Annotated in this window: 20 protein-coding genes and 1 pseudogene; 11 read left to right on the forward strand and 10 right to left on the reverse strand. The window is 61.9% G+C overall.

The annotated features are described in order from the left end of the window. Nucleotides 1-19 precede the first annotated feature (19 nt). From AC2FND_RS11540 to AC2FND_RS11550, 3 genes are all read left to right on the forward strand, one after another. Nucleotides 20-1129: a hypothetical protein gene (locus tag AC2FND_RS11540; RefSeq protein ID WP_496769822.1), complete on the forward strand. Its 1110-nt coding sequence runs from the start codon at nt 20-22 to the stop codon at nt 1127-1129. Between the two features lie 174 nt (nt 1130-1303). Further along, nucleotides 1304-1612 carry a hypothetical protein gene (locus tag AC2FND_RS11545; protein WP_209598134.1) on the forward strand — a complete coding sequence of 103 codons (309 nt, stop codon included), beginning with the start codon at nt 1304-1306 and terminating at the stop codon, nt 1610-1612. 65 nt (nt 1613-1677) lie between these two features. Then, on the forward strand, nt 1678-2631 hold the full coding sequence (locus tag AC2FND_RS11550) for a LysR family transcriptional regulator (RefSeq protein ID WP_496769824.1): 954 nt from the start codon (nt 1678-1680) through the stop codon (nt 2629-2631). On the opposite strand, the gene AC2FND_RS11555 is transcribed toward AC2FND_RS11550, so the two are convergent. Next, the gene (locus AC2FND_RS11555; protein WP_496769826.1) at nt 2628-3071 is read right to left on the reverse strand and encodes a low molecular weight protein-tyrosine-phosphatase; all 444 of its coding nucleotides are present in this window, start codon (nt 3069-3071) and stop codon (nt 2628-2630) included. The genes AC2FND_RS11550 and AC2FND_RS11555 overlap by 4 nt on opposite strands. 27 nt (nt 3072-3098) lie before the next feature. Between AC2FND_RS11555 and AC2FND_RS11560 the strand changes: the two genes are divergently transcribed. Both AC2FND_RS11560 and AC2FND_RS11565 read left to right on the forward strand, forming a co-directional pair. Further along, nucleotides 3099-3797, forward strand: coding sequence for an NAD-dependent deacylase (locus tag AC2FND_RS11560; RefSeq protein WP_496769828.1), 699 nt, complete (start codon nt 3099-3101; stop codon nt 3795-3797). Nucleotides 3798-3859: 62 nt separating this feature from the next. Further along, nucleotides 3860-4468 carry an HdeD family acid-resistance protein gene (locus AC2FND_RS11565; RefSeq protein ID WP_496769830.1) on the forward strand — a complete coding sequence of 203 codons (609 nt, stop codon included), beginning with the start codon at nt 3860-3862 and terminating at the stop codon, nt 4466-4468. Between the two features lie 92 nt (nt 4469-4560). Here AC2FND_RS11565 and AC2FND_RS11570 read toward each other — a convergent pair whose 3' ends face one another. From AC2FND_RS11570 to meaB, 5 genes are all read right to left on the reverse strand, one after another. Then, nucleotides 4561-5034, reverse strand: a complete 474-nt coding sequence (locus AC2FND_RS11570) for a copper chaperone PCu(A)C (protein WP_209505710.1) — start codon at nt 5032-5034, stop codon at nt 4561-4563. Nucleotides 5035-5072: 38 nt separating this feature from the next. Then, nucleotides 5073-5423 carry a hypothetical protein gene (locus AC2FND_RS11575; protein WP_209598301.1) on the reverse strand — a complete coding sequence of 117 codons (351 nt, stop codon included), beginning with the start codon at nt 5421-5423 and terminating at the stop codon, nt 5073-5075. 69 nt (nt 5424-5492) lie between these two features. Further along, a complete protein-coding gene (locus AC2FND_RS11580) occupies nt 5493-5642 on the reverse strand; it encodes a hypothetical protein (RefSeq protein ID WP_209505706.1) in 150 nt (49 codons plus the stop codon). A gap of 189 nt (nt 5643-5831) precedes the next feature. Further along, nucleotides 5832-6119 (reverse strand): 50S ribosomal protein L28, encoded by a 288-nt coding sequence (rpmB, locus tag AC2FND_RS11585; protein WP_008756960.1) that lies wholly within the window; start codon nt 6117-6119, stop codon nt 5832-5834. A 232-nt stretch (nt 6120-6351) separates the two neighbouring features. Next, nucleotides 6352-7323, reverse strand: coding sequence for a methylmalonyl Co-A mutase-associated GTPase MeaB (gene meaB / locus AC2FND_RS11590; RefSeq protein ID WP_496769833.1), 972 nt, complete (start codon nt 7321-7323; stop codon nt 6352-6354). Nucleotides 7324-7496: 173 nt separating this feature from the next. Here meaB and hrpB point away from each other — a divergent pair, with 173 nt between their 5' ends. From hrpB to AC2FND_RS11605, 3 genes are all read left to right on the forward strand, one after another. Further along, entirely contained in the window at nt 7497-9950 is a 2454-nt protein-coding gene (hrpB, locus tag AC2FND_RS11595; RefSeq protein WP_496769835.1) for an ATP-dependent helicase HrpB, read from the forward strand. A gap of 192 nt (nt 9951-10142) precedes the next feature. Further along, nucleotides 10143-10601, forward strand: a complete 459-nt coding sequence (locus tag AC2FND_RS11600) for an NUDIX hydrolase (protein WP_209505701.1) — start codon at nt 10143-10145, stop codon at nt 10599-10601. 89 nt (nt 10602-10690) lie between these two features. After that, complete coding sequence (locus tag AC2FND_RS11605) at nt 10691-12169, forward strand: inorganic phosphate transporter (protein WP_496769837.1); 1479 nt, start codon at nt 10691-10693, stop codon at nt 12167-12169. A gap of 9 nt (nt 12170-12178) precedes the next feature. On the opposite strand, the gene AC2FND_RS11610 is transcribed toward AC2FND_RS11605, so the two are convergent. Continuing rightward, nucleotides 12179-13153, reverse strand: a complete 975-nt coding sequence (locus AC2FND_RS11610; RefSeq protein WP_480507829.1) for a 2-dehydropantoate 2-reductase — start codon at nt 13151-13153, stop codon at nt 12179-12181. Nucleotides 13154-13198: 45 nt separating this feature from the next. Next, nucleotides 13199-13444, reverse strand: coding sequence for a pirin-like C-terminal cupin domain-containing protein (locus AC2FND_RS11615; protein ID WP_496769839.1), 246 nt, complete (start codon nt 13442-13444; stop codon nt 13199-13201). 78 nt (nt 13445-13522) lie between these two features. On the opposite strand from AC2FND_RS11615, the gene AC2FND_RS11620 reads away from it, so the two are divergent. From AC2FND_RS11620 to AC2FND_RS11630, 3 genes are read left to right on the forward strand one after another with little or no spacing between them, the layout of a single operon-like run. Next, nucleotides 13523-13981 (forward strand): MarR family winged helix-turn-helix transcriptional regulator, encoded by a 459-nt coding sequence (locus AC2FND_RS11620; RefSeq protein ID WP_496769841.1) that lies wholly within the window; start codon nt 13523-13525, stop codon nt 13979-13981. Further along, a complete protein-coding gene (locus tag AC2FND_RS11625) occupies nt 13978-14355 on the forward strand; it encodes a hypothetical protein (RefSeq protein ID WP_496769843.1) in 378 nt (125 codons plus the stop codon). The genes AC2FND_RS11620 and AC2FND_RS11625 overlap by 4 nt, the downstream gene beginning before the upstream one ends. A gap of 37 nt (nt 14356-14392) precedes the next feature. Next, complete coding sequence (locus AC2FND_RS11630) at nt 14393-14707, forward strand: monooxygenase (RefSeq protein ID WP_496769844.1); 315 nt, start codon at nt 14393-14395, stop codon at nt 14705-14707. 24 nt (nt 14708-14731) lie between these two features. On the opposite strand, the gene AC2FND_RS11635 is transcribed toward AC2FND_RS11630, so the two are convergent. Both AC2FND_RS11635 and AC2FND_RS11640 read right to left on the reverse strand, forming a co-directional pair. Then, entirely contained in the window at nt 14732-15076 is a 345-nt protein-coding gene (locus AC2FND_RS11635) for a 5-carboxymethyl-2-hydroxymuconate Delta-isomerase (RefSeq protein ID WP_496769845.1), read from the reverse strand. Between the two features lie 58 nt (nt 15077-15134). Beyond that, nucleotides 15135-15279 (reverse strand): annotated as a pseudogene (locus AC2FND_RS11640) (ornithine carbamoyltransferase); the annotation flags it as partial.

Raw genomic sequence — 15279 nt, forward strand, 5'->3', positions numbered from 1 at the left:
AAACTGATGGGGAGTACGTGTGATCGATTACGGCTTTGGGCAAGAGTTGCAGGAAAAACTGCCAACCCTGCCGCCCGCTGCGGTCAAGACAGTTGCGGCACGGGTGGCACTACAATGGCTCCCATATATCTTCGGGTTCTTTGAGCAAAACAGCAATAGAACAGACATTCAACATTTTCTACTGTTATGTCTAAGAGCATGTGTTGTTTCCGGGCTCGAAGGGACGAGACCTAGTGCGGAGGTCACTGCTCTCAATGCACATTTAAACTCCAGATACATTTCGGCCGCCGACACCGGAAGAATACTCAACATCCTTCCTAAAAGCGCCAGTATCGCTTCTAACGCCATCGGTATTGCCACCAACGAAGTGGACATTATTATTTCAAGTCTTCCTACTCACCTCACTGCCTATCACGGCGAAGGTCTAAAAGAGCGAACAGCCGATACTGCTGCACTCACCGTCGCACCTGAGGATACCGAACAAGTGTTCGCCACCGAGCTCTGGCATGGTGAGGTACCTGAAACACACGCTGGCTTGTCGCAACAATTCTTCGACAACGCTACGGGGACTCCATGGGAGTTTTGGGCCGCATGGTATGAGGGGATGCTGAACGGCGAACCAATGGACTGGGAGCTGCAACGCCGGGTTGCTCTGATTGACAATAGTGTTTGGTTGGAAGGCCCGGAAGCTGTTGCCGAAAAAATCGAACAAATTCAGGCTCGGTGGCAAGTCGAGAAAGCCTTATCGGACATTAAAGACAGCCTGACGGTTCGAATATCTGCGCGTCACGGTATCGGAGGCAACAATCCTCCTGAGAGCATCGAAGACGAACGGTTGTCCGGCGCGATAACCTTTATCTGGGAAGCCACCGAAGACCTCTCGACGGCTTTGGAAGAGGAACGCCCTGCTCGCGAGCGGATTGAGGCGAGTCTGGGCAAACTCAAAGCAGGACTGGTTGGCTTACTCAAGTGGAGTGCTTTAACAGTTAAGTTGGCAGTTGGCACCGTTGTCGTCATAAGCGCGAAGAAAGTCACAACCGCAGTGGTGGATGCTTACATTGTCAAACACCCAGAGAAAATTGAAGCGTTGATCAAAGCCGTCGAAGACTGGCTGCCGTACTTGCACTGACCAATGCCGGGCTGAAGCCCGGCCTACGGGGGTGGTGGGGATGTATCGTTTCCGGATCGTGCAATCACTTTTTCGCAACGTATGATTGATCCGCGCGCCCGTTTGATTCATACTCCGCCGCAGACCGAGAGGGGCGCAAGACCCGTCCGGGCAGGCAAAAAACGAGGCTCGAGTATGAAACAGTTCCTCATTATCGCATTTTGTGCGGCATCGCTGACGGCGGTGGCTCAGGTCGCGGATGCGGCGCAGATCAGGCAGGCGTGCATGGCGTCGGACCGCTCGGCCGCGACGCGGGACCGGTGCAGCTGCATTCAGCGCGTGGCGGATCAGGCGTTGACGCGCAGTGATCAGAAAACCGTGGCGAAATGGTTCAAGGACCCCCATCAGGCGCAGGTGCTGAAGATGTCGAAAACCGCGCGCGATGATGCGCTGTGGGATCGGTACCAGAACTTTGGCCAGATGGCGCAGGCGATCTGCAGCTAACCCGTTCAGAATGCTTGACCTGATCCACGCTGCGTCCCAGAAAGGCGCAGCGAAAGGTGTGTTGCATGGTAATGAAAGGGCTGACCCTGCGGGGCCTTGAAGTGTTCGAGGCTTTGGCGCGGACGGGATCGGTGGCGCAGGCCGCCGAGATCACGGGGCTCAGCCAGCCATCCGTTTCGCAGCAATTGCGCAATCTGGAAAACGCATTGGGGGCCGAGTTGGTCGATCACGGGCGGCGGCCGATGCGGCTGACGCAGGCGGGGCGCAGCTTCCTTGCGCGGGCCGAGGCGGTTCTGGCCGAGCTGCACATGGCCCAGAGCGAGCTGTCGGTCATGGATCTGGGGCATCTGACCACGCTGTCGATCGGGCTGATCGACGATTTCGACAATGACCTGACGCCGCGGCTGGCCACCCTGCTGGCCGACAGCCTGACCCGGTCGAAATTCAAGCTGATCACCCTGTCGAGCCTTGATCTGTTCGAGGCGCTGGCCGAGCAGCGCCTGCATATGGCGGTCACCGCCCATAGCGGCGAAGTGCTGGAGGGGGTGGTCGAATACCCGCTGGTCCACGATCCGTTCATTCTGGTGGCCCCACAGGGATCGGGGGGCGTCGAGGCCGTGCAGGAGCGGCTGCCGTTTCTGCGCTATGCCCGCGAGCAGCTGATCAGCCGCCAGATCGAGGCGCATCTGGCGCGCCGCTCGCAGGTGTTCGAGGAACGGTTCGAGATCGGCTCGCACATGGCGCTGATGGCCATGGTGGCGCGGGGTCTGGGCTGGGCGATCACCACGCCGCTGGGCTTCATGCGCGCGGCGCGGTTTCATGAGGGGCTGGAGGCGCACCCTGCCCCGTTCGGAGAGTTCTCGCGCAACATATCGCTGCTGGCGCGCACCGAGTGGTCCGATCAGGTCCCGCAGGAGGTTGCGGGCATGACCCGGCGTCTGATGCAGAACCAGATCGTGGACCCCGCGCTTGCCAAGCTGCCCTGGCTGAGCGGCCAGTTGCGGGTGACCGGCGGTTAGGTGTCCAGATGGGCGGCAAGCCCGTCAACCGCTGCTTCGATCAGGTCCAGCGCGCCGTCGAAATCCCGCGTGTAATACGGATCGGGTACGTGATCGGCACCGGTCTGAGGGGCGAAATCCGTCAGCAGGCGAACCGGCGTGCCGTTGCCCGGCGGGCGCAGGTCTTCGATATCAGCGATGTTTTGGGCATCCATGCCGATGATCAAGTCGAACCGGTCGAAATCCGCGACGGTGAACTGGCGCGCGCGCAGGTCGCCGAGGTCGATGCCTCTGCGGTTTGCGGCCTTCTGCATCGGGCCATAGGGCGGATTGCCCGCGTGCCAGCCCATGGTTCCGGCACTGTCGGTTGCATGATGCGGTGCGCGGGCGCGAAAGACGCCCTCGGCCGCGGGAGAGCGGCAGATATTGCCCAGGCAGACAAAGAGGATACGGTGTGTCATGGCCAAGGTGTAACGCGCGGAGGGGATATGGGAAAGATCGTCATTCTGACCGGGGCCGGGATTTCGGCAGAAAGCGGGCTGAGCACCTTCCGCGACGAAGGCGGGCTGTGGGCGCAGCACCGGATCGAGGATGTGGCCACACCCGAAGGTTTTGCGCGCGATCCCGCCTTGGTGCAGGGGTTTTACAATGCGCGCCGCGTTCAGGCCGCCGCTGTGCAGCCCAATGCGGCCCACATGGCGCTGGCGCGGTTGCAGCAGGGCTGGCCCGCAGAGGTCGTGATCGTGACCCAAAACGTCGACAGCCTGCATGAAGCGGGCGGTGCGACGGGTGTCATCCACATGCATGGCACATTGGCGGGTGCCCTGTGTTCCGGGTGTGATCATCGCTGGCCCGCCCCGCCCGAGATGGCCGTCGCCGAGCCCTGCCCCGCCTGCGGCCAGCCCACCGCCCGGCCCGATGTGGTCTGGTTCGGCGAGATGCCTTATTACATGGACGACATCTACGACCACCTTGCCAGCGCATCGATCTTTGCCGCCATCGGCACCTCGGGTCAGGTCTATCCGGCGGCGGCCTTTGTCCACGAGGCGCAGGCGGTGGGCGCGCGGACGGTCGAGATCAATCTGGAGCCGACGCCCGGGCCGTCGGGCTTTGATGAGCGCATTGTCGGCAGGGCATCCGAAACGGTTCCGCGATGGGTCGATCAGCTTCTTGCGGGATATTCTTAAGCTACAGACAACGCTGGCTTAATTTGTGTACACTATCTGCGATAGCGACTGGAGGACACGCCATGACTGATCAAGACCCCCGCACCGGTGAAATCCTGGAAGACGGCAGCATGGCCGGGCGTGACATGCTGGGGGAACAGCTGTCCAGCCTGTGGTGGACTTTTCTGCTGCGCGGGGTGCTGGCCGGGCTTGTCGGTATTGCAGCGCTGTTCTGGCCGTCTGGCAGCATCGCGTTGCTGCTGCGGCTGGTTGGCGTGCTGCTGATCCTCGATGGTGGCCTGACACTTTTGGGCGTTGGGCGTCGCGGGGTAATGGGAGGTGCCGCGATCAGCGCGCTTCTGATCGGGCTTGTCCTGCTGATCTGGCCGGAAGGCACGGTGAAACTGGCGTTTTTCCTGTTGGGCGCATGGGCGCTGATCATCGGGATCGGATCCCTGGCGGCTGCCGGGCAGATGCATCCAAGTGACCCGCAACGCGGCTCCATGCGGGTCTCGGGATTTGTCGCGCTTGTGGTTGGGCTTGTCCTGATGATCTGGCCAGCGGTGGCGCTGGTTGCGCTGGGATGGGGTATCGCATTCTCAGCGCTGGCGATGGCCGCTGTGATGTTCTGGCTGGCCTCTCGGTTTCGGCAGGCGGGCGACCGCGTCGGTATGAAAACCATCAACAAATAGCTCTATCCGAAGCCGCGTGAAAAACAGGCCGGGCAAAGCCCGGCCTGACGCATGGATGAGGGCTGCAGCGCGGCCCGAAGACAGGCGTTGCCCTAGTTCGAATGTGATCCGTGGCCGCCTTTGTCCTGACGTTCCAGATCCACGGGAATCTCGATCTCGACCTCGCCTGCCTTTTCAAAGATCAGCGTGACCGGCACCATGGCGTCCTGTTCGAACGGGGCCGTCAGACCCATGAACATCACATGGTCGCCGCCGCGTTTCAGCATGTGGGTTTCACCGGCCGGAATGGCAAAGCCTTCTTCGACATGCACCATCTTGGCCACGCCGTTTTCATCGACCTTGTGGGTGTGCAATTCCACACGCGCTGCCGCGTCCGAGGTTGCACCGATCAGCCGGTCATCGGCGTCGCCCTGATTGTGGATCATCATGAACGCGGCACCGGCGATGGCGGTCTTGCCCGAGGACCGGGCATAGGCGTCGTCAACCTTGATGGGGCCTTCGGCAAAGGCGGGGATGGCCAGCGACACGGCGGCCAGAGTTGCAAGCAGAGTGGTTTTGAGGGACATCGCGCCTCTCCTGTATGAAGGTTTGAAAAGGGTGGGTTTCAAACGCTGACAGGAGGCGCGCGGGCCGGGGTTGCGGGAACCGGCAGGGCGATCTGGTTGCCCAGATGCCGCAGCGGAGCTGGCTGCGCCCGTTCCGGCGCGGCTGGCAGTGCTGGTTGCGCGACAGCAACAGCACCCAACAGGGATATTGCATAGTCCGGGCAGTAATGCGGCGGGGCGGTGGGTTGCCCGTTTTCGTCCATATAGACGACGACCGGTCCGGTGCCCGTACACAGCACCATCTGACCCACGGCCTTGTCCATGCCGCGCGACATGGCCAGCCCCTGCCCGGTCAGAACCAGCAGCAGGGACAGCGCATAAGGCAGAAATCTGGTAACAACAGGTCTCATTCTGACCCAGCTATAGGTCAGCAGCGGGAAAAGCTTCAAGCGCCAAAGGGTCGCGCTTGAAGCTGTTTTTCAGTAATCCAGTCCGGGTCTTTTTACCGTGTCTGCGGTGAAGCTGGTATGGGACCGGTTCACCCAGCGCTGCATCCGCGTGCAGGTTGCAATCGCCTTGCGGAATACCGCGGCCAGAAACAGGAAAAGATAAAAACTTTTTAACGTCATAATGTGGCCCCCGCCTGATGAATGACAGTGACGTTAGGTCAGATTCGGAAACCTGTATGTGAAGAAGTTCACCAATGGCGAAAAATTAGTTCCAGATTGAGAACAATGGGGGCCGGAAGGGGCTGACCCAACAGAAAAGGCCCCGCACCGAGAGGGTGCAGGGCCTGAAATTCTGTTGGTTGAAAGACCTTAGGCCGAAGCTTGCGCCTTGGCGATTTCTTTCTTCACTTTCAGAGCGTTTGCCGACAGCTCATCATCCTTGGCTTTGGCCAGGAACGCGTCCAGACCACCGCGGTGGTCAACCGAACGCAGCGCAGCCGCCGAGATGCGCAGCTTGACGCCACGGCCCAGAGTTTCGGACTGCAGGGTAACGTCATTCAGGTTCGGCAGAAAACGACGACGAGTTCTGTTTTTGGCGTGGCTGACATTGTTGCCAGTCATCGGGCCTTTTCCGGTCAGTTCGCAACGGCGCGACATGGTTTCTTCCTTTGTTTCTGGAGGCCGGGCTGGATACCCGCGGCCAAATCACAAGGGGCGCAACCCGAAGTCGCGCCCGAAAACTGGTTGGATGCGTGTAGTGGGAATCGCGCGGGGGGTCAAGACGGGCTGCGCGAAATCTTTCAATTTGCCTGCCATGCAGGAATGGCCCGGACGGGCCATGCCGTTGGCAAGAGTATTTGGCAAAAGGTGAAACGGCCATGACGGCCCTTCAGCCGAGCGTGTCCAGAAGCTGACCGGCAGCGACCGCCGGGCTGAGTCGCCCTTGCGAGACTTCGTCATTCAGGCGCTCCATCTCGGCGCGGGCCTGCGGTGTGTCGAGGCGGGCGAGAAGGGCGTGGCGGACCTCCTGATCGAACCAGTAGCGGGCCTGGGCGGCGCGGTTTGCCGCCCAGATACCGGTGTCGCGGCGCCATTGGGTCAGGGTTTGCATTTCGTCCCAGGCCTGTTCCAGCCCGTGTTCTTCGACAGCGGAAACGGTCATCGCCTTGGGGAAGCCTTCGGGGTCCTGCGGGCGTTTGCGCAGCAGCCGCAGGGCGCCGGCATAATCCGCGCAGGTGCGGGTGGCGGTCGCTTTCAGGTCGCCATCGGCCTTGTTGACCAGAATGATGTCGGCCATTTCCATGATGCCGCGTTTGACGCCCTGCAACTCGTCCCCGCCCGCCGGGGCCAGCAGCAGCAGGAACAGGTCTGACAGTTCGGACACCACCGTTTCCGACTGTCCCACACCCACAGTTTCGATCAACACCACGTCATAGCCTGCGGCCTCGCACAGGGCGATAGCCTCGCGGGTGCGGCGGGCGACGCCGCCAAGGTGGCTCTGGCTGGGAGAGGGCCGGATGAAGGCGTTCTGCTCGCGGCTCAGGCGTTCCATCCGGGTCTTGTCGCCCAGGATCGAGCCGCCCGAGCGGGCCGAGCTGGGATCGACCGCCAGAACCGCGACGCGCAGCCCCTGCCCGGTCAGCATCATGCCAAAGCTTTCGATGAAGGTGGACTTGCCCACACCGGGCGTGCCTGACAGACCGATACGCAGCGCCTGACGCCCCGAACCGGCAAGCTGTGCCAGAAGGTCGCTGGCCTGTGCCCGGTGATCGGCGCGGTTGCTTTCAACAAGGGTGATCGCACGCGCCAGCGCCCGGCGCTCGCCCTTCAGAATTCTGTCGCTCAGGCTGTCTGTCTGCATTCTTGTCCCGATCCTAGAGGCAGGAACAGTTGCCGTGCTTGAGGGGCGTTTGTCCAGACCGGAGGCGGCAGGAATTGCGAAGATCGCGCAGCCTGCGTCATTTCGTGCGGGGCGATTTGCTGATGTGAGCGCGGAAACTGGACGCCACCTGCGGGATCGCGGATAAGGGCCGGATGACCCTACGCCTGCCTATAGACGATGCCATACCCGGCCTGCTGGACACCCTGCGCGCGCAGGGGCGGGCCGTGCTGCAAGCACCGCCCGGTGCGGGCAAGACCACGCGGGCTCCGCTGGCGATGCTGGAGGCGGGTCTGTGCGGCGGCAGGATCGTGATGCTGGAGCCGCGGCGGCTGGCGGCACGGGCCGCGGCGGAGCGGATGGCAGAGACGCTGGGAGAGCGCGCCGGCCAGAGTGTTGGCTATCGCGTGCGGGGCGATGCGAAAGTGTCAAAAGACACAAAGATCGAGGTGGTGACCGAGGGCATTCTGACCCGGATGCTGCAATCGGACCCTGACCTGCCGGGCATTGGGGCGGTGATCTTTGATGAATTCCACGAACGCTCATTAAACGCGGATCTGGGGTTGGCGCTGTGCCTTGAGGTCACGGGCGCGCTGCGGGACGATCTGATTCTGCTGGCCATGTCGGCCACGCTGGATGCAGACCCGGTGGGGCGCCTGATGGCCGCGCCGCTGGTTACGTCGGAAGGGCGGAGTTTTCCTGTCGAGATGCGCTGGCTGGATCGGCAATTGGGGCCACAGGCGCGGCGGCTGGATGCATTGGTCGATCTGGTCGTTGAGGCCGAGCGTGAGACCCGCGCCACCGGCGGCGGGATCTTGGTGTTTCTGCCCGGTGAGGGTGAAATCCGGCGGGCTGAGGCAGCTTTGACCGGACGCCTGCCCGCCAGTTGCACGGTGCGCCCGCTGTTCGGGGCCATGCCCTTTGCGGCCCAGCGCGCGGCGATTGCCCCGGTTGAGACCGGGCGCAAGGTGGTGCTGGCGACGTCGATTGCCGAAACCTCGCTGACGATCCCCGATATCCGGGTGGTGGTGGATATGGGGCAAGCACGGCGGGCGCGGTTTGATCCGGGCTCGGGCATGTCCCGGCTGGTGACCGAGCGGGTGACACGGGCAGAGGCCACGCAACGCGCGGGTCGTGCAGGCCGTGTGGCCGAAGGGCTGTGTTACCGGCTTTGGTCAAAGGGGGAGGATGGCGCGCTGGCCGCGTACCCGCCTGCCGAGATCGAAGCCGCCGATTTGACCGGGCTGGCGCTGGAGCTGGCGCTGTGGGGCGCGGATGCCGCCGATCTGGCCTTTCTGACCCCGCCACCCGAAGGCGCGATGGCCGAGGCGCGTGCCCTTCTGGCGATGCTGGGCGCGCTGGACGGCAAGGGGCGGATCACCGAACACGGGCGGGCGCTGGCGGCGCTGCCGTTGCATCCCCGGCTGGGGCATATGCTGGTGCGGGCCGGACCGAATGCCGCGCCTTTGGCCGCCTTGATGGCCGAGCGCGACCCCCTGCGCGGCGCGCCGGTGGATATCGCTTTGCGGCAAGAGGCACTGCGGGATGTGCGCACCTTTCAGCGCAACCGGGTCTGGCAGGTGAACTTGGGGGCCGTGGATCGGATCAATGCCGAGGCCAAACGGTTGAGGAAACAGGCCGGGACCGAGAAGAATGATCTGAGCGCTGCCGCCATGGCCGCCCTCGCCTATCCCGACCGTATCGGAAAGCGCCGCAAGGGCGATGCGCCGCGTTATGTGCTGTCGGGGGGCAAGGGTGTCGTGCTGGACAGCGGCGATTCACTGGCGACCGCGCCTTTTCTGGTTGTCACCGACACCGATGGCAACCCGCGCGAGGCAAAGGTGCGGATGGCCACCCAGATTTCGGAACGCGAGATCCGCGAACTGTTCACCGACCAGATCGATTGGGTCGAGGTTTGCGCCTGGTCGAAACGCGAACGGCGGGTCGTGTCCCGGCAGCAGGAGCGGTTCGGGGCGATCACGCTGGACGACCGCATCTGGAAGGACGTCCCGGACGACGCCGTGGCGCGTGCGATGCTGGACGGGGTGCGCGATCTGGGGTTGCGGCTGGACGGGGCCGCCGCACGGCTGGCCGCGCGGGTGGAACTGGTGCGTGCCGACGGGGTGGACCTGCCCGACTTTTCGGTCGAGGGTCTGATGGCCGAGCTGGACGACTGGCTGTTGCCGATGCTGTCCGGTGTCAAAAGCGCAGAGGACTGGAAACGGTTCGACCTGCTGCCCGCCTTGCGCGCGCGGCTGGACTGGGCCCAGACCCAGGAACTGGACCGGCGCGCCCCGGGATCGTTTGAAACACCTCTGGGGCGCAAGGTGCCGATCGATTATGGCGCGGCGGTCCCCGAAATCTCGGTTCGGTTGCAGGAGCTGTTCGGCGTGACCCGGCATCCGGTGGTTGGCGGACAGCCCCTGAAGATCACGCTGCTGTCGCCGGCGCAGCGCCCGATCCAGATTACCCGCGATCTGCCGGGGTTCTGGGCCGGGTCTTATGCGGATGTGCGCAAGGATATGCGGGCGCAATACCCCAAGCACCCCTGGCCCGAAGACCCGACACAGGCCGACCCGACGCTGAGGGCCAAGCGCAGGCAGGGATAGGCCTATTGCCACGTCACTTTCAGCAAGCGGCTTGGGCTTTCGGGGCTGTTGCACGAAATCTCACAAATCACGGTAAACTGACCGAAGAACCGGTCACAATCAGAAATAAGCGGACATTTCATTGAAGTCTGGCATTATTGTTGTTACGTCACACAGGTTTCGAAGACAGAAACAGGATTTGAAGAACATCACATGAGTGCTTGGCTGCGAAATATCTGGGAAGAGGTCGGACGCCCCTTGTTCCTGCGCCCCCAAAGGGTGCAGTTTGCGGCCCTGTGTACCCGCAGGCATGAGGATCAGGACGAGGTTCTGCTGATCACCAGCCGCGAAACCGGGCGCTGGATCATCCCGAAAGGCTGGCCAGTCAATGGTCTGGACGGGTTGGAGACGGCGCTGCTGGAGGCGTGGGAAGAGGCTGGCGTGCGTGCAGATGCGGTTGACAAGGAGCCCGTCGGCCAATTCACCTATGACAAGATCTTCAAGGGGGGAACGGCCCAATCGGTCCTGACCCGTGTCTACCGGGTTTCCGTGCGCGAGCTGGCCGATGATTTTCCCGAAGTGGATAAGCGAAAACGTCAGTGGTTTTCACCGGCAGAAGCCGCCAAACGGGTTCAGGAGCCCGAGTTGCAGGCGCTGCTGCGACAGATGTAGCCGTTTCGCAACAATTTGATGGCTGCGCGCTTGCCCCTGAACCGGGAAACCGTTAGCTGCGGGCGATCTGCCAATCTTTGACCAAGCCCATGTCTGACACAAACTCAAAACCGCGCTGGCAGGCGCTTGACACCGACCTGCAACGTATCTCGCGCGTCGAAATTGCCAATCTTCATGTCGCCCGCCCGCTGCTGGCGCCGGGAATCGCACTGGCGTTCATGGTGCTTGCCGGATTGATGGCGGCGGTGCTGTTCGGACGGGCCGACGGCACCTATATCGTCGTGGCTGCGGCCGCGTTCGGGGCCTATATGGCAATCAATATCGGCGCCAATGACGTGGCCAACAACATGGGTCCCGCGGTGGGTGCGAACGCGCTGACCATGGGCGGTGCCATCGTGATTGCCGCCGTTGCCGAAAGCGCGGGCGCGTTGCTTGCGGGGGGCGATGTGGTCTCGACCATCTCGAAGGGGATCATCGACCCGGCCTCGGTGCAGAACAGCAACGTGTTCATCTGGGCCATGATGGCGGCGCTGATCTCGTCCGCCATGTGGGTCAATCTGGCGACCTGGATCGGTGCGCCGGTGTCGACAACACATTCGGTTGTGGGCGGGGTCATGGGCGCGGGGATTGCCGCTGCCGGTTTGAGCGCGGTGAGCTGGGGCACGATGGGCGCGATTGCGGCCAGCTGGGTGATATCCCCGGTTCTAGGCGGCGTGATTGCGGCGGCATTCCTGGCGCTGATCAAGACCAAGATCCAGTATCAGGACGACAAGATCGTCGCCGCGCGGCGTTGGGTGCCGATCCTTGTGGCGGTGATGGCGGCAGCGTTCGCCACCTACCTGTCGGTCAAGGGTCTGAAGCGGATCGTCAAGATTGATCTGCAGATGGCGCTGCTGATCGGTCTGGGCAGCGGTGTGCTGGTCTGGGCGCTGACGGTTCCCTGGGTGCGTCGCAAGTCCGAGGGGCTGGAGAACCGGACCCGGTCGCTGAAAACCCTGTTTGGCCTGCCATTGGTGATATCGGCCGCGTTTCTGAGTTTTGCCCATGGCGCAAATGATGTGGCCAACGCGGTCGGCCCCCTGGCGGCGATTGTCCACGCGGCAGAGTTCGGCGATTTCGCCCAAAAGGTTTCGATCCCGTTATGGGTGATGATCATCGGCGCGTTCGGGATATCGTTCGGTCTGTTCCTGTTCGGGCCCAAGCTGATCCGGATGGTCGGCAGCCAGATCACCAAGCTGAACCCGATGCGGGCGTTTTGCGTGGCGCTGTCAGCGGCGATCACGGTCATTGTCGCCAGCTGGCTGGGCCTGCCGGTCAGTTCCACGCACATCGCCGTTGGCGCAATCTTTGGCGTCGGGTTCTATCGCGAATGGCAGTCGGATCGCAGGCGGAAACAGAACAATGGGCGAAACGCCACAGCGCTGAAGCTGGCCCCAGAAGAATTCCGGCGGCGCAAGCTGGTGCGGCGGTCGCATTTCATGACGATCGTTGCGGCCTGGGTCGTGACCGTGCCTGCCGCCGCCGCCATGTCGGCCGTGATCTTCTGGACATTGACAAGGTTCGTCTGACGACTGCGATCAGAGCCTGATCTGTTCCGGGGACAGCGGATGATCGGGCGCGTGTTTGATCAGGTCTGACACTTTCGTACAGAGAGGGGTGGGCACCCCGGTTTCATGCCCCAGCCGAATGATATGGCCCTGAAGGCTGTCGATTTCCGTTTGCCGCTCGGCCATCAGGTCATAGGCCATCGAGGTCCGGGCGGTGGGGTCGATGGTGAGCATCCGCGCCGCGATCCGGCTGAACAAAGGTGTCGGCAGCCGCAGGATATGCGGCGTCATCCACGCCGGAAGCGGTGTTGTCGAGGCCACCGGATGCCCCGCCGCCTTGAGAACGGACAGCGCCTCGGCCATCTGATCGGCCATGAGGTTGCGCCAGTCACGGCTGAGCAGCTGATCCACAAGCGGCAGCCCCGACAGCGCGTTCAGCGCATTGTTCAGATTGATCACCAGCTTGCCCCATTGCACCGCCTCAATCCGGTCAGTTGCGATAACGGGCAGGTCCGGGCTGCTGAGGGCGGTGGCCAGATCGCCGGGGCCGTTCTGGATGACGATTTCGCCCGATGTGGCCCGGTGATAGCTGGCGGGGCCGTTCGGGACCACGTTGAAGGGGACCATGCCCGCGCGCACATCGCGACCGGGCAGCGCCTTGCGCAGGGTTGCCGCATTCTCGATCCCGTTTTGCCAGGACAGGACGGGTGCGTCCCAACAGGCGGCGTCCGCGATATGTCCGGCCATATCCGCCGTCGCCCCGGATTTGACGGTGACGATGACCAGTTCGGCCTGATCCAGGCAAGCAGGATCGGTGCTGAGTGTCAGGGTTTCCGCCGCAACATGGGCATTGAGGTCATCGTAATCCGTGACCGTCAGCCCATGTTCGCGGATGGGGTCCAGTACACGGGCACGCCCCAGCAAGGTCACCGAATGCCCTGAGCGAGCCAGTAAACCGCCGCAGTAGCAGCCGATGCTGCCCGCGCCTGCGATGACAAGTTTCATGATACCCCCTCTGGTATACCAGAAAGGATCACCGCAAACGGACGGTTACACAAGCCCACCCGCCCCTGACGCCGCGCGCGGGCGGGCCAGCCGGGGCTTTGTCCGCTCAAACTGTTCTGAAATGGCGATAAATTCGCGGTCATCCCCTGTCGGAAGGTGGAAGGCGCCATTGACCCAATCGGCGCTTTTCCACTCATGAATCGCCGTCTCGATCTTTTCTTTCGAGGATGAGACGAAGTTCCACCAGATATAGCGATCCTTGTTCAAAGTGGCGCCAGTGCGGCCTTGCACGGGGGACGTGCATATTTGCAGCATTCGCACGTGTGGGTGCATCTTGACATTACCCCTAACTAGGGATAAATGACAGCCATGACACACGAGACCCAAGACCGAGAAAACCAGGCCCTGGTATTGGCCCTGTTGCGCAGCCAGCAGTTGTTCATGCGTGCCATCGGGCCGGTGTTTCGCGCCGGGGGGCTGACGGCACCTCAGTGGGATGCGCTGGAGACCCTGAACACCAAAGGCGCGCTGTCGATCAATGACCTGTTGCGCCTGACGCTGTCCACATCCGGCAATCTGGATGTTGTCGTCAAAAACCTGATTCAGGCCGGTCTGGTGGAGAAGACCGTTGATGAAACCGACAAGCGCGCCCGCGTTTTACGCCTGACAGAAGCCGGAAAACAGAAAGTGGCCGCGTTCATGCCCGTCCACAATCAGGCGCTGGAGCAGATATTCGGACGCCTGAGCACCGAAACCAGACGCGAGACGATCAGAACGCTCAACCAGCTTCGCAAAAAGCTGCCCCAACCACAGAAAGGCGAGACATGACCAACAAAACCTTCCTGACCGCGCATGGTGTGATCTACATGTTTTTCGCATTGGCGCTGTTTTTTGCGCCAACCATCCTTTGGCCCAATTATGGACTGCAACTGAACGATCAGTATGCCGTGTTTCTGTCGCAGCATAATGCGATCTTTCTGGGTGGCATCGGCCTAATCAGCTTCCTGTTTCGAAACACTGAAACCGGTACCGAGACAGCACAGAACATCCTGAAAGGTCTGATGGGGACCAACATGCTGGGCGTTGTCATCACGCTTTATGCCTGTCTGACCGGGGTGTTCACCGGCTTTGGCTGGTCCGACCCCATCTTCTTTGCGCTGCTTGCCATTCTGAGCTTTGCGCAGCTTGGCAAGAACCGCTGATTACACCCCCTACCCCCTGAACGTGGAGCATTTTACCATGAGTACGATGAAAATCTGGGATCTGCATCTGGCCTATGACGGACCCGTAACCGCAGAGTTTCTGGCCGGAACAAAGGAACTGGCTGAAAGCATCGCCCGGGAACCCGGTGTCGTCTGGAAAATCTGGACCATAGAAGAAGGCACGAACCACTTCGGGTCAACATATCTGTTTCGCGATCGTGCGAGCCTGGAAACCTACAAAGCGATGCATATGAAACGCCTTGAGGCCATTGGGGTTACAGTGACTTCGGATCATGTCTTTGACATCATGGAAGATCTCAGCGCGATCAACAACGCGCCGATATACGGCTGACGGACCCAGAGAGTACCCGCGCCATCAACCTGCCAGCCGCTTTGCATAGGTGGCGCGAGTCATCTCGACATCCTGCACGGTGATGCTGCCGACCTCGGGCATGGTCTGGGCCAGAACGTCCAGAATGATGGCGTTAAGCTCGGCCCGCGTGGGCTCATCGCGGCCACGCATCAATAGCAGCGTGGCGTGCACGAAGGTCTGCGGTTGCGTGCCGATGAAGGAATAGGCAATCGGTGCGGCGCGGATCTTGAGCGCTGAGGCGTCGATTTCATCATGCTTTGCGAGAACGGTATGCAGCCGCTCGCAAATCATCTGGAAATCATGGGTGTCGTCCAGAGATTTGGAGAATTCCAGCGTTACGTGAGGCATTCAGTGCTCCGGGGGTCATGAGAGAGCCTGATGGCCCTCTCGAAACTGCATGATGATCCTAAACGCCCAGACACCAGCGCATTACGGCCTTTTGTGCGTGCAGGCGGTTTTCGGCCTCGTCGAAGATGACCGAGTTCGGGCCGTCCATGACCTCGGAGGTTGCTTCTTCCTCACGATGCGCGGGCAGGCAGTGCATGAACAGC

The sequence above is a fragment of the Ruegeria sp. BHSB056 genome (assembly GCF_059613305.1).

Bases quoted from the DNA above. Each gene is read 5' to 3' on its own strand.
- AC2FND_RS11545 (WP_209598134.1), top strand. From the start codon at position 1,304: ATGAAACAGTTCCTCATTATCGCATTTTGTGCGGCATCGCTGACGGCG.
- AC2FND_RS11550 (WP_496769824.1), top strand. From the start codon at position 1,678: ATGGTAATGAAAGGGCTGACCCTGCGGGGCCTTGAAGTGTTCGAGGCT.
- AC2FND_RS11555 (WP_496769826.1), bottom strand. From the start codon at position 3,071: ATGACACACCGTATCCTCTTTGTCTGCCTGGGCAATATCTGCCGCTCT.
- AC2FND_RS11560 (WP_496769828.1), top strand. From the start codon at position 3,099: ATGGGAAAGATCGTCATTCTGACCGGGGCCGGGATTTCGGCAGAAAGC.
- AC2FND_RS11565 (WP_496769830.1), top strand. From the start codon at position 3,860: ATGACTGATCAAGACCCCCGCACCGGTGAAATCCTGGAAGACGGCAGC.
- AC2FND_RS11570 (WP_209505710.1), bottom strand. From the start codon at position 5,034: ATGTCCCTCAAAACCACTCTGCTTGCAACTCTGGCCGCCGTGTCGCTG.
- AC2FND_RS11575 (WP_209598301.1), bottom strand. From the start codon at position 5,423: ATGAGACCTGTTGTTACCAGATTTCTGCCTTATGCGCTGTCCCTGCTG.
- AC2FND_RS11580 (WP_209505706.1), bottom strand. From the start codon at position 5,642: ATGACGTTAAAAAGTTTTTATCTTTTCCTGTTTCTGGCCGCGGTATTC.
- rpmB (WP_008756960.1), bottom strand. From the start codon at position 6,119: ATGTCGCGCCGTTGCGAACTGACCGGAAAAGGCCCGATGACTGGCAAC.
- meaB (WP_496769833.1), bottom strand. From the start codon at position 7,323: ATGCAGACAGACAGCCTGAGCGACAGAATTCTGAAGGGCGAGCGCCGG.
- hrpB (WP_496769835.1), top strand. From the start codon at position 7,497: ATGACCCTACGCCTGCCTATAGACGATGCCATACCCGGCCTGCTGGAC.
- AC2FND_RS11600 (WP_209505701.1), top strand. From the start codon at position 10,143: ATGAGTGCTTGGCTGCGAAATATCTGGGAAGAGGTCGGACGCCCCTTG.
- AC2FND_RS11605 (WP_496769837.1), top strand. From the start codon at position 10,691: ATGTCTGACACAAACTCAAAACCGCGCTGGCAGGCGCTTGACACCGAC.
- AC2FND_RS11610 (WP_480507829.1), bottom strand. From the start codon at position 13,153: ATGAAACTTGTCATCGCAGGCGCGGGCAGCATCGGCTGCTACTGCGGC.
- AC2FND_RS11620 (WP_496769841.1), top strand. From the start codon at position 13,523: ATGACACACGAGACCCAAGACCGAGAAAACCAGGCCCTGGTATTGGCC.
- AC2FND_RS11625 (WP_496769843.1), top strand. From the start codon at position 13,978: ATGACCAACAAAACCTTCCTGACCGCGCATGGTGTGATCTACATGTTT.
- AC2FND_RS11630 (WP_496769844.1), top strand. From the start codon at position 14,393: ATGAGTACGATGAAAATCTGGGATCTGCATCTGGCCTATGACGGACCC.
- AC2FND_RS11635 (WP_496769845.1), bottom strand. From the start codon at position 15,076: ATGCCTCACGTAACGCTGGAATTCTCCAAATCTCTGGACGACACCCAT.